Raw genomic sequence first — 13,054 nt, 5'->3', positions numbered from 1 at the left:
TGCTAATTGATATCGGCCAATAATAATTGTGCAGCACGAATCACGGCTTTTATTGACCGCGACTCGACCAGCTTATGGGTTTCTGCATTAGGGGTTTCACTCTTATGGCGGTTGACGATCACCCCTGCCAAACAACCGGCTTGCAAGCCAGAGCTGGCGCACATGGTCAGTAACGTCGCCGATTCCATTTCAAAGTTCAGCACCCCCATGTCTTGCCACTCTTTGGCGGAACCAACAAAGCGTCTGACGACACGGCCGGTATAGGTGTCATAGCGCTCCTGCCCTGGATAAAAGGTATCGCTTGAGGCAGTGACACCAGTATATACACCACAATCTTGCTCTTTCGCGGCATTAACCATGGCATGACTGATTTGAAAATCGGCAACCGCTGGGAACTCCATTGGTGCAAAATGTAAGCTGGCACCATCGAGTCTGACAGAACCTGTAGTGACAATAATATCACCAACGTTAATGTCCGGTTGGATCGCCCCCGTTGTACCAATGCGTAAAAAGTAACGCACGCCAATTTGCGCTAATTCTTCTACGGCAATAGACGTTGATGGGCCACCAATACCCGTTGAACAGATCACCACTTGGTGCCCGTCAATAGTCCCGGTGTATAAGGTATATTCGCGTTGTGAGATAAGAAATTTTGGATTATCAAGATATTCGGCGATGCGCTCTACTCTATTTGGATCGCCGGGTAAAATGGCCAACACAGCCGAGTCGATATCTTCTTTGTTAACCCCTAAATGAAAAACAGCGTCTGACATAAAACCACCTTTAAATGAACCATGGTTTTAGTCTAGACGCTGCTTCGAAAAACGCTTGTGAAAAACTAATTTTTACGCGCTAATTTCGCTAATTTTTTATCGATAATATCGGCAAATTGCCAAGGGTAAAAAATTTGCCCTGTGAGATTCTGATTTGGAAAGATAATCAAGCAAAGATCATCCTCTTCCATACCAGGCAACCACCGCTCGCGAATTTCATCCAAGGTCAACTTTACCGGCTTACAATGATCCCATTCATCGGTAGCCCAGCATGCCGCGGTTTCTTCATTTGGCCAAAACGGCACAAAATCTTCTTCATTTTCAGTCAACATAACGGCACCATGTTCATCGGTTAAGATCCATGCTTCCCGTTGCGACATCAACTGTTGAATAAATAATTCATAGCGTTGCGTGTCGGTTAAATGCAAACTGTTTTTATCTATAGTCACCATAATAAAACAACCTTTACTGTGCCTATTACATTAAGCCAATAAGCACGTGAACCTACGAGGCATTTGCGCCGCGAGTTGCTGATGCTTGAGCGAGTTTTTCCAATAATACCTCAGTATCTTGCCAGCCAATACAGGCATCGGTGATACTTTGGCCATAAGTTTCTGCTTTATTGTCTACCAAATCTTGACGACCTTCAACCAAATGACTTTCAACCATAACGCCAAAGATAGACTCATTACCGCCTTTCATTTGCTCACACACGTCATCACAGACCAACATTTGATTTTCAAATTTCTTGCTTGAATTGGCATGCGAGAAATCAACCATAACCTTAGCGGCTACATTCGCCCCTTGTAATTGCTCAGTGATCGCATCAACATGTTTTTTCGAGTAATTTGGCTCTTTACCGCCACGTAATATGATATGGCAATCTGGGTTACCTTTGGTCTCGACGATCGCCGAGTGACCTAATTTGGTTACCGATAAAAAGTGATGTGGTGCGCTCGCCGCACCTACCGCATCTATGGCAACCTTAATGGTGCCATCGGTGCCATTCTTAAAGCCGACCGGACACGATAAACCCGATGCCAATTCGCGGTGAACTTGCGACTCAGTGGTACGTGCACCAATCGCGCCCCAACACATAAGATCCGCCATATATTGCGGCGTGATCATATCCAGATATTCACCCGCTGTTGGTAAACCCATATCATTTAAATCGAGTAACAGTTTACGACCAATGCGCAAACCTTCGTTTATTTTAAAGCTGCCATCGAGATCAGGGTCATTGATTAAGCCTTTCCAGCCTACGGTGGTACGTGGCTTTTCAAAATACACGCGCATAACAATTTCTAAGCTGTCTTTGTATTTGTTTCGCAATTTATTTAGACGCGAACCGTATTCTAAGGCGGCAATAGGATCATGAATAGAACATGGGCCAATAACCACTAATAAACGGTCGTCTTTTCCGTTAAAAATGTCACTGATAGCTTGTCTTGCTTCAAATACATTACGCGAGATTTTTTCATTGTTGCGGTAACGTTCTAATAACGCAACCGGAGGAAGAAGTTGTTTTAATTGATTTATTCTGACGTCGTCAGTTTGATACAGCATTGCGAACTCTAGCTTGGATTAAACAAAAAGATAAAGATAATCTAGCAGTGTTTTTACATGTTGCCAATGATATTCCAGTAAATACTCTAATAAATTACAGTTGGTTACGTAACAAAGCCAAGATCAGCGGCCTTACGATAACTTTTCTTGCTTTTGTGGTAAAAAATATCAAATTTTAACCTATATTTATAAACACCAGAAAATGAATGAAAACCCTATGCCTGCAATCGATCTACCACTGATAGACCTGCATCGTCATCTTGATGGCAATATACGTCCAGCAACGATTTGGCGTCTTGCGCAACATTACGGTATAGCCTTGCCGTGTGATTCTTTTGCTGATTTTATCCCCCACGTCACCATCCAAGATAAAGCCAGCGATTTGATGGAGTTTTTACAAAAGCTCGATTGGGGCGTAAAAGTTCTTAAAAGCCTTGATGATATAAAGCAAGTGGCTTATGAAAATGTTGAAGACATGAAAACCGCAGGTATCGATTACGCCGAGCTGCGTTTTTCGCCCTATTATATGGGCATGACCCATCATCTCAACACCACAGAAGTGGTGGCTGCGGTAATTGAAGGCGTGCACAACGGTGTGAAAGACTTTGGCGTCAAAGCCAATCTTATCGGCATTATGTCTCGAACCTTTGGCGTGCAGACCTGCCAACATGAATTAGACGCCCTGCTTGCTCATAAGGAGCAATTGGTTGCCATCGATTTGGCCGGCGATGAACTTGGCAAACCCGCCGACTTATTTGTTGATCATTTTAAACAAGTCCACCAAGCAGATTTACAAGTCACCGTTCATGCCGGTGAAGCAGATGGCCCGCAAAGTATGTGGCATGCGATTAAGTTATTAGGTGCTAAACGCATTGGTCATGGTGTGAATTGTTATAAAGATCCTGAATTAATGGCGTACTTAGCGAAACACGATATTTTTCTCGAAACCTGCCTAACGTCTAATTATCAAACCGGTACCATCAATAACATCAGTGACCACCCTATTCATACCTTTATCGAAAACGGCGTTAGGGCGTGCTTGAACACTGACGACCCAGCGGTTGAAGCGATTGAGCTAAAACATGAGTATGCCATCGCTCGCGAGCAACTCGGTTTAGATGATAAGCAATTAAGACAATTACAACTAAATGCGCTTGATGCGGCTTTTATAAGCGACAGTGAGCGTAGTGATTTAAAAAACTCGAAACTAACAGCAAACCAATAAACTACAGGAATATTGACTATGGCTACTCCTCATATAGAAGCGAAAGAAGGTGAAATCGCTGAGACCGTCCTTTTACCTGGTGACCCACTGCGCGCCAAGTTTATCGCCGATAACTTTCTTGATGACCCGGTACAATTTAACGCTGTACGTAACATGTTCGGTTTTACCGGTAGCTATAAAGGGCAAAGAGTATCGGTAATGGGTTCAGGTATGGGTATTCCTTCTGCCTCTATTTATGCCACTGAGTTGTATAAAGATTACGGCGTTGAAAACATCATTCGTATTGGTAGTTGTGGCGCCGTGCGTGAGGACATCAATGTAATGGATGTGGTTATCGGTATGGGTGCCTGTACCGATTCAAAATGTAATCGCATGCGCTTTAATGACCACGACTTTTCTGCCATCGCCGACTATGGCTTATTAAAAAATGTTGTTACTGCCGCTGAAAATCTAAATATAGATGTCAAAGTAGGTAATATTTTTAGCGCCGACTTGTTTTATACGCCTGATTTTGAATTTTTCCACACCATGGCCAAACTGGGTATTCTTGGTGTCGAAATGGAAGCTGCCGGTCTATATGGTGCCGCCGCTGAATACAACAAAAAGGCGTTATGTGTGGCAACGGTAAGTGACCATATTATTCGTGGTGAAGCGTTATCAGCAGAAGATCGTCAAACCAGTTTTAAAGATATGATGATCATGACACTCGATTCACTGTTGTTATAACAGCTGGTCATTGAATACAGCAATGCTAAGCAGATGCAGATAAAGCCTAATATACGACGGTTTTGACTCGTATTTTAACTGCCAATAAAACAAAATCTTTAAGACAGAAAAAGGGTTCTGAATAGTCAGAACCCTTTTTTAATGAAAACAGTTAACTGGGACAGCTTACCACGTTAACTATGCGTTTTGCGTTTAACGTTTGCCGTGTGAACGCGAGTGACAAAGCAAGTGCAAAGCTACCGTATTCTACTCAGTGTTTTACTCGATACTTTACTCTGTCCTTTACTATCGTTGCGACTCTAGCCCAGTTTAGCGGCTAAGGATTTACCGTAATCCGGAGCACTCACGCCAAAGATATCCGCTACCGTCGCTCCAATATCGGCAAAGGTGTCACTCTCACCTAAATTAATCGATGGCATATCGCGTTTGTAAAATATAACCGGCACGTACTCTCGGGTGTGATCACTGCCATGCCATGTTGGGTCACAGCCATGATCTGCGGTCAACACAACGTAATCATCATCTTTTAATTCAGGACCAATATCCGTCAATCGCTGATCGAGATACTCTAACGCTTTACCATAACCGACAGGGTCACGACGATGGCCGTAATCTTGGTCAAAGTTCACTAAGTTGGTAAAGATTAAGGTATTATCAGGTTGGTTCTGCAACTGCTCAATACTGGTATCAACCAAGGCTTCTAGACCTGTCGCCTTGTATTTTTCACTGATCCCTTGATGCGCAAATATATCTGCTATTTTGCCGACACTGACAACCTTACCGCCGGCATCAACGATTTTATCTAATACCGTAGGTGCAGGTGGTAATATCGAGTAATCACGACGATTACCGGTACGCTCAAAATCATCCGGGCCACTGCCAATAAACGGTCTGGCAATCACTCGACCTATATTTAAATCCATTTCATTTAACAGTTCGCGAACTTGTTCGCAATACTTATGTAAGTTATCTAATCCGAACGTTTCTTCATGAGCAGCTACCTGAAACACACTGTCGGCTGATGTATAACAAATCGGAATACCGGTCTTCATATGCTCTTCGCCAAGCTCTGCGATAATTGTGGTACCGGAAGAATGGCAATTACCTAAACTGCCTTGGATTCCGGTTTTCTTATAAACATTGGTCAGAAGCTCTTCAGAGAATGAGTTTTCTTTATCGGCAAAATAGCCCCAATCAAACAGCACAGGTACGCCCATCATTTCCCAATGGCCACTTGGGGTATCTTTACCGGAGCTAATTTCAGCTGCATAACCGTATGCACCGGTTAACGGCGCCACCGCATTGACCGCCGGTGACTTATTACCGGCTGCGGTTGCAGCGCTTATTAAACCTAACTTAGACAACGTAGGTAAATCCAATTTTCGCCCACTTTGCTCATAAAATTCATCTGCCAAATTAGCAAATGTATTCGCACCAATATCGCCAAAATCCTTAGCATCTGGTGCTGCGCCTAAACCAAAACCATCTATAACTAAAATCAATACACGCGCCATATCACTACCTTTTTTCGGGGTTTGTAACCCGCCTGTAAACCAGAGAATCGAAGTTTGTAACTTTATTATAGAATGAATTAGTAAATTGTACGGAAAAAGACTTTTTACTCCACAGTGACTAGTTTTTGAGCAAAAATAGGCAATACTATTTACAAGTAAAAACAGTTTGAGATACGTTTTGTCTATCAATAACCTTACAATAATTGCGGTCGTTGGTGCCTCAGCCTCCGGTAAGTCGTTATTCGCTCAAACCATCTATGATGAGCTTGTCGAAGAATTAGGTCAGCAATCGATGACCATAATTAAAGAAGACTCCTACTATCGATGTCAGGATCATCTTGAATTCGAAGATAGAACGAAAACAAACTATGATCATCCGAAGGCCTTTGAGCATGAATTACTCGCTCATCATCTGTTTCAATTAAGTGAAGGCCACCCTATTGAAGTTCCCGTCTATAATTATAAAGAACATACACGTAGTAAAGAAGTTGAAGTCGTAAAACCAGCGAAAGTTGTCTTGGTTGAAGGTATTTTATTGTTGACCGATAAACAATTGCGTCAGCGTTTTGATATCAATATCTTTATGGATACTGCTCTTGATATCTGTCTTATCCGCCGAATAAAGCGTGACCTTGAAGAACGAGGTCGCGATCTCGATTCTGTCGTCCATCAGTACCAAACGACAGTGAGACCCATGTATTACCGATTCATCGAGCCCTCCAGAGAGCACGCTGATATCGTAATAACTAAAGGGGGTCGTAACCGTATGGCTCTCGAACTAATCAAAGCAAAGGTTCGCGAATTAGCGAACTAAAAAGCACAACTTTAACAAACCATAGGTGTAATGATGGATTTTAATATGTTACGTGGTGTGTTGGGTATATTTGTTATATTAGGCGTCGCCTATTTAGCGAGCTCACACAGAAAAAGTATAAATTGGCGGACCGTTGGCGGTGCCTTCGCAATTCAAATCACACTCGCAGCGTTAGTTCTGTACAGCGATACAGGTCGAATTGCTCTTGAAGGTATATCTGCTGCCGTTGGCAGTGTTATCGACTACTCTGCTGCGGGTATTGCCTTTTTGTTTGGTGGCTTAGGTACAGATGCCATGTTTGCAAATGGCGTTGGCTTTGTTTTTGCCATTCGCGTTCTGCCCGTCATCGTATTCTTCTCTTCATTAATTGCGGTACTCTACTATCTAGGAATAATGGATAAAATCGTTACCTTCCTAGGTGGTGCATTAGCGAAGTTTCTTAAAACATCGGATCCGGAATCACTATCGGCGACAGCAAATATATTTGTTGGTCAAACCGAAGCACCGTTGGTTGTGCGCCCGTTCCTACCAACCATGACCCGTTCTGAGTTATTTGCGGTAATGACCGGTGGCCTGGCATCTGTTGCTGGTGCGGTATTGGTCGGCTATGCCGGCATGGGTATTGAACTTAAATACCTTATTGCGGCATCGTTCATGGCGGCACCGGGTGGTTTATTGATGGCTAAATTTATTATGCCAGAGGTTGATGAACCGAAAAACGACATCTCTGAGCTCGAAGAGCCTGAAGAAGATAAAAAACCCGTTAACGTTATTGACGCCGCTGCAGAAGGTGCCTCTAAAGGTATGATGCTGGCGCTCAATGTTGGTGCTATGTTAATGGCATTCGTTGCATTAATCGCATTACTCAATGGCCTAATTGGTTGGGTTGGTGGCTTTTTTGGCGCAGATTACCTTACTCTCGAGATGATTCTTGGCTATGTGTTGCAACCTGTTGCTTGGATACTCGGTGTACCATGGGAAGAAGCATTCCGTGCTGGTAGCTTCCTTGGCCAAAAGGTTGTGGTTAATGAATTTGTCGCTTACGTCGACTTTATTAAGTACAAAGACGAATTAAGTGCAGGTACTCAAGCTATCATCACTTTTGCCTTGTGTGGTTTTGCAAACCTTTCTTCTATCGCGATTTTATTAGGTGGTTTAGGTACCTTAGCACCAAACCGTCGACACGATATAGCGCAGATGGGTATGAAAGCAGTATTTGCGGCAACACTAGCAAACTTAATGAGTGCTGCGATAGCGGGTGTGTTTATTTCACTTGCAAGTTAATTAACCAGCCCGCAAACGCGGGCTTTTAATTTAAATGGGTATGTTTATGACTGAACAAGATTTACAAGCCGTCGCGAAAGAAGCCATCAGTTATATGGATTTGACGACGCTTAATGATACCGACACCGATGAAATTGTCGCTAAACTTTGCGATCAAGCCAGCTCGCCTGGTGGTAACACTGCGGCCATTTGTATTTATCCTCGTTTTATTCCCGCAGCGAAAAAGCGTTTGGCTGGCACCGGCATCAAGATTGCCACTGTCACTAACTTTCCGCACGGAAATGACGATGTCGATATAGCCGTCGCTGAAACCAAGGCATCGGTGGAATACGGTGCCGATGAAGTCGATGTGGTATTCCCTTACCGGGCGTTAATGGCGGGTAATGAACAAATCGGTTTTGATTTGGTTAAAGCCTGTAAACAAGCATTACCAGACAGCGTACAGTTAAAAGTTATCATTGAAACCGGTGAACTGAAAACCGAAGAGTTGATTCGTAAAGCGAGTGAGATCTCAATTAAAGCGGGTGCTGATTTTATTAAAACATCAACCGGTAAAGTTGCGGTTAATGCTACCCCAGAGTCGGCTCGTATCATGATGGAAGTCATTCGTGACATGGATAAAAACGTTGGTTTTAAACCCGCTGGTGGTGTGCGCACAACCGAAGATGCGAAACACTATTTGGATATGGCACGGGAGATCCTAGGCGATGACTGGTTGTCTCCGGCCAAGTTCCGCTTTGGTGCAAGTGGCTTGCTTGGTAACTTACTCGCAACACTGGGCCACGGTGAAGTGAAAAAAAGTAGCGGCTACTAATCATACCGCTTGTTAATCCCTATTCGATTTAAATCAAAGCCCGCAGATGCGGGCTTTTCTATACTTGACTCATCAATTCAGCTAAAGAATCCAGATATCCACTATGGCACAATTATATTTTTACTACTCAGCAATGAACGCCGGAAAATCAACGTCGTTACTGCAGTCATCATACAATTATCTTGAACGCGGTATGAAAACGGTGATATTCACCGCACAACTTGATGATCGTTTTGGCCAAGGCAAAGTAACCTCTCGTATCGGATTAAGCAGTGATGCACGCCAATTTAATAAAGACAGCAATCTATACCAGGAAATCAATCAACTGTTAGCCGCAGAGACTATCGATTGCATATTGATCGATGAATCACAATTTTTAAGTGAAGAGCAAGTCAAACAACTGACCGATGTCGTTGATTATTTGGGCATTCCGGTGCTTGCCTATGGCATTCGCACCGACTTTCTTGGTCAAACCTTTAGCGGCAGTGCGGCATTAATGGCCTGGGCCGACAAGCTCATTGAGTTAAAAACCGTATGCCATTGTGGCCGTAAGGCAAACTTCATTATCCGCTTTAATGAGCAAGGCAAACCGGTTACCAGCGGTTCACAAGTACAAATTGGTGGCAATGACATGTATGAATCTGTTTGTCGTAAACATTTTAAAGCCGCGGTTTGGGATAAAACGTAAAACCAGGCTCTAACTGGTTTACCTAAGGGCTCACTTAACGGCTAGATTAAGGGCTAGCTTAAGCGCTAAGTTAAGAGCTAAGTTAAGAGCTAAGTAAAGCGCTAACTGATGAGATTCTAGTGCTTAGAGTTAGGGTTTATGAATAGCCAATTCTTTGTGCTAACATCATGGCTCTTCAGATTAGATAAAGATGAGTAAAGCAAGTTGAAATACCTATTATCTGGCTTAGCCCTTTGCGTCGCGACTGCATCAACACAGGCCAAACAACAAACAAAAACAGATACTCCCCCTTTACCAAAAAATATCATTATGATCGTTGCCGATGGGATGGGCCCAGTGTATCCCAGTGCCTATCGATTTTGGCAAGACGATGCCAATACTGCCAAGGTTGAATCCACCATCTTTGATAAAGTCTTAGTTGGCAGTTCGAGTACCACACCGTCTAGCTACGCCAAAAATCAAGCCATTGATGGCCAACACACGCCAGCAAACAGTTATGTCACGGATTCAGCAGCCAGCGCCACAGCGCTCGCTACAGGTGTTAAAACCTACAATGGTGCCATTGGTGTAGATGTGCATCTAAAGCCGCAGTTAACCGTACTAGAGTACGCTAAGCAACGTGGCAAACGCACCGGCATTGCTGTTACCTCACAAATTGTTCATGCAACCCCTGCATCGTACATCGCAAAAAATGAAAGCCGTAGAAATTATAATGCCATCGCCGATGACTATCTTGACTCCACCATCGACGGTGAACTGAAAGCGGATGTTATGTTAGGTGGTGGTGTAAGTTACTTTCAGCGTGAAGACCGCAACTTAATTGCTGAGTTTAGCGAACAAGGTTATCAATACCTCAGCGACTTTACGCAGCTCAACAAAGTGCAATCAGGTGATAAATTATTGGGTTTATTCGCACCTGTCGCGATTGATAATAATGTCGACCTGAATTATCAAAACCCATTAACACAGATGACCAAAGCGGCGGTAAAAGCTTTAGACAATAGCAATGGCTACTTTTTGTTAGTCGAGGCGTCTCAGGTTGATTGGGGCGGACATGCCAATGATATGGCTTATGCGATGGGTGAAATGCATGATCTGGCAATGACGATGGAGTATTTACACGCCTATGTTGCTGAACACCCGAACACCCTAGTGGTGCTAACGGCTGATCACAATACCGGCGGTATGAGCATCGGCAGTAGCGGCAAGTATAACTGGCAACCTAAAGTCATCAACAAACTCAGCAAGTCGCCTTTGGCCTTAGCAAAACAATTGGCAAGTGATGAACTAAGCATCGATGCGCTTTCATCATCGCTCGGATTTAAGCTGTCTGATTCTGAGCAAAGTCATTTTGTTACCTTGCGTCTGGAAAATCAGCAAGAAGCGCTAGAAAAGCAGCTAAGTAAAACAAAAACCAACGAAAAACTGGTTACGCGTTACTATGGTTTTATTAAAGAAATCATAGACTTAAAAACTGGCACCGGTTGGACGAGTACAGGCCATACCGGTCTTGATGTCCCCGTATACGCCTTCGGAAATGGCGCAGAAAACTTCATTGGTCATCAGGATAACACGGACATTGCCGATAAAATATTTACGTTACTCGGTAAAAAGTAGCTATTTTAAAACGTCCTCTTTTGTTATAGAGAGCGTGTCACATCACTGCACTTACCACGGTACAACAACACACAAAAAAAGGCGGGATAATCCCAAGCTATTGACCTTTCGTGTGCATGAAAGTTAGTTGAAAATTTAAAGATCCTATATATACTGTACATAAAAACAGTATGTGTAGGATTTTTTATTGGGACAAATATCTGGCCAGCAAATAAACCCAAGGGTTCCATGGGATGTAGAAGGGGTGAATGTAAACTGCTGCACAGACCCTGAATGCGAAAATTTCAATGTGCCTGCCATACCAACTGGTAAGGATCAAAACTATATAGTCACAGGTATTGGTAAGTTTACATCAGCTATTCGCTGTAAAGCTTGCGGAAAGCATGTGTCTGTTAAAAGTAATCAGGCCTTAGTAGATGAAATGTTAAGGTTTCGTCATTTAGACATCAACCAAAAAATTATTCGTCAAGACGGCAAAGGGTGTAGCCAAGTCGATTGTGTAAATTACGGCCTACCTATAAACAAGAAGAAAACATATAGGAAACGCGGAAAAACAAGTAAAGGGCATCAGCGTTACGAATGTCTGGGCTGCAACAAAACTTTCACCGTTGGTTCAGAAAAGAGAAAAAATCACCCCGAAAATAAGACGTTTAAAAATGAATTCCTATTTAAGCTCCTTGTCAATCAGACAGCACTAAATAGAGCTATGGAGCTTACATCTCTTTCTGGAAAGGCTATATACAAAAAGATTGATATGTTCTACGAGAGAAGCATCTCATTTCTAAATGAAAGAGAAGAAAGGCTTAAAAAATTACCTTTGAATAAGTTGCAATTATCTACAGACCGCCAGGAATACAACGTCAATTGGACACGACGTAAAGATAAAAGAAATGTTGTTTTATCTGGTGTCGGAACCGCAGACAAAGTTAGCAGGTATGTATTTGGAATGAATGTTAATTACGACGATACTGTGGATCTTGAGGCTGTATCTACCTCACCAGAATATAACCAAGATAGCAGACTTAAAATGCACAACCGCCATTTCGCAAGAATCTGGACATTAAGAGACTATTTCGATGACAAGAAAAATGCGAATACAAAAGAATTGGAATTAGACGAAGACGACAGGTTTGTAGTAAGTAAAAATAGACAATTACCAGATACCGGAACCCAAGTTCGTTCAGAATTCACGATGTTGGCTCATTTTAAGCTATTAGAAGAGCTTATAGGCCACTGTGAGGACATAACGTTTCATTTAGACCAAGACTCGGGCATTAACCGAGCGTGCTGCCTAGCCTTTGCGAATCAGATTTCTGATGGGAAGTGTCATGCGATGTATGTGAAGATTGATAAGTCTCTAACTGTAGACGAGCGCCGAAATTTAGTTAACGAAACCGAAACTCTGATCGACGAAATTATTGAAACTGGTGTTGCCAACAATAGAAACGATGCGCTACGGGCGATTGCGTTGAATGGCCTCAATGATTCAATACATCAGGATAAGTATCCATTTGTTTGGCATCCAGTGGATATTCATAAGATTAACGAAGCCAATAAGTGGGTATCCTTCATTACTGACACAAACTTTATGGACGTTGAGGAACAAATAAATCTACTACTGCGCTCAACACTTCAGCCAATAGATAACTTTTTTCAAATTGTTAGACGGCGGCTATCCTTGTTAGAGCGTCCGATTCAATCGTCTTCTAATGCGGGGCGTGTTTGGGGAGGTAAGCAGCCTTATAACCCATCAATGGTCAATAAGATGCTTCAAATACTTAGAGTGTATTTCAACTTTTGCCTTACAGGCAAAGACGGTAAAACACCTGCCCAGAGATTAGGGCTAGCTAAAGGGCCTGTTGAAATAAGGAAGATTCTTTATCCTTCAACCAAACCAACCAATTGACAATAACCTACAAATCATTAGGATGGAGTAATGTAAGCGGTTGATTAACTTCCGCTTTGAGCGATTAGCGAACATTCAGCGTAAATAATTTTAAATATATTATTTCTACAAAGCAGTCGTTGCTTTT

At 42.8% G+C, this 13,054-nt stretch carries 12 protein-coding genes; 8 read left to right on the top strand and 4 right to left on the bottom strand.

Annotated elements, in window-relative coordinates:
* Positions 1-2: 2 nt before the first annotated feature.
* The 3 genes from udp to aroG form a co-directional block, all read right to left on the bottom strand.
* The gene (gene udp, locus E2K93_RS16840; protein ID WP_135440206.1) at positions 3-773 is read right to left on the bottom strand and encodes a uridine phosphorylase; all 771 of its coding nucleotides are present in this window, start codon (positions 771-773) and stop codon (positions 3-5) included.
* Between the two features lie 65 nt (positions 774-838).
* Complete coding sequence (locus E2K93_RS16835) at positions 839-1,225, bottom strand: DUF2750 domain-containing protein (RefSeq protein WP_135440205.1); 387 nt, start codon at positions 1,223-1,225, stop codon at positions 839-841.
* Positions 1,226-1,277: 52 nt separating this feature from the next.
* Positions 1,278-2,339, bottom strand: a complete 1,062-nt coding sequence (gene aroG / locus E2K93_RS16830; protein WP_135440204.1) for a 3-deoxy-7-phosphoheptulonate synthase AroG — start codon at positions 2,337-2,339, stop codon at positions 1,278-1,280.
* A 217-nt stretch (positions 2,340-2,556) separates the two neighbouring features.
* On the opposite strand from aroG, the gene add reads away from it, so the two are divergent.
* Positions 2,557-3,564: an adenosine deaminase gene (gene add, locus E2K93_RS16825; RefSeq protein WP_135440203.1), complete on the top strand. Its 1,008-nt coding sequence runs from the start codon at positions 2,557-2,559 to the stop codon at positions 3,562-3,564.
* An 18-nt stretch (positions 3,565-3,582) separates the two neighbouring features.
* The gene (gene deoD / locus E2K93_RS16820; protein ID WP_135440202.1) at positions 3,583-4,290 is read left to right on the top strand and encodes a purine-nucleoside phosphorylase; all 708 of its coding nucleotides are present in this window, start codon (positions 3,583-3,585) and stop codon (positions 4,288-4,290) included.
* 299 nt (positions 4,291-4,589) lie between these two features.
* Here deoD and E2K93_RS16815 read toward each other — a convergent pair whose 3' ends face one another.
* The gene (locus E2K93_RS16815) at positions 4,590-5,804 is read right to left on the bottom strand and encodes a phosphopentomutase (RefSeq protein WP_135440201.1); all 1,215 of its coding nucleotides are present in this window, start codon (positions 5,802-5,804) and stop codon (positions 4,590-4,592) included.
* 184 nt (positions 5,805-5,988) lie between these two features.
* On the opposite strand from E2K93_RS16815, the gene udk reads away from it, so the two are divergent.
* From udk to E2K93_RS16785, 6 genes are all read left to right on the top strand, one after another.
* Positions 5,989-6,618, top strand: a complete 630-nt coding sequence (gene udk / locus E2K93_RS16810) for a uridine kinase (RefSeq protein WP_135440544.1) — start codon at positions 5,989-5,991, stop codon at positions 6,616-6,618.
* Between the two features lie 33 nt (positions 6,619-6,651).
* Complete coding sequence (locus E2K93_RS16805; protein ID WP_135440200.1) at positions 6,652-7,902, top strand: NupC/NupG family nucleoside CNT transporter; 1,251 nt, start codon at positions 6,652-6,654, stop codon at positions 7,900-7,902.
* Between the two features lie 46 nt (positions 7,903-7,948).
* On the top strand, positions 7,949-8,716 hold the full coding sequence (gene deoC, locus E2K93_RS16800) for a deoxyribose-phosphate aldolase (protein ID WP_135440199.1): 768 nt from the start codon (positions 7,949-7,951) through the stop codon (positions 8,714-8,716).
* Positions 8,717-8,819: 103 nt separating this feature from the next.
* Positions 8,820-9,404: a thymidine kinase gene (locus E2K93_RS16795; RefSeq protein ID WP_135440198.1), complete on the top strand. Its 585-nt coding sequence runs from the start codon at positions 8,820-8,822 to the stop codon at positions 9,402-9,404.
* 309 nt (positions 9,405-9,713) lie between these two features.
* Positions 9,714-11,021 (top strand): alkaline phosphatase, encoded by a 1,308-nt coding sequence (locus E2K93_RS16790; protein ID WP_228445382.1) that lies wholly within the window; start codon positions 9,714-9,716, stop codon positions 11,019-11,021.
* A 187-nt stretch (positions 11,022-11,208) separates the two neighbouring features.
* Positions 11,209-12,927 carry an IS1 family transposase gene (locus E2K93_RS16785; RefSeq protein ID WP_135440196.1) on the top strand — a complete coding sequence of 573 codons (1,719 nt, stop codon included), beginning with the start codon at positions 11,209-11,211 and terminating at the stop codon, positions 12,925-12,927.
* The last annotated feature ends 127 nt before the right edge of the window (positions 12,928-13,054 follow it).

The organism is Thalassotalea sp. HSM 43, from assembly GCF_004752005.1.
In the GTDB taxonomy this organism is placed as follows: domain Bacteria; phylum Pseudomonadota; class Gammaproteobacteria; order Enterobacterales; family Alteromonadaceae; genus Thalassotalea_A.
The sequence above is the reverse complement of the archived record's forward strand: the minus strand, read 5'-3'. Positions and strand labels throughout refer to the sequence as shown.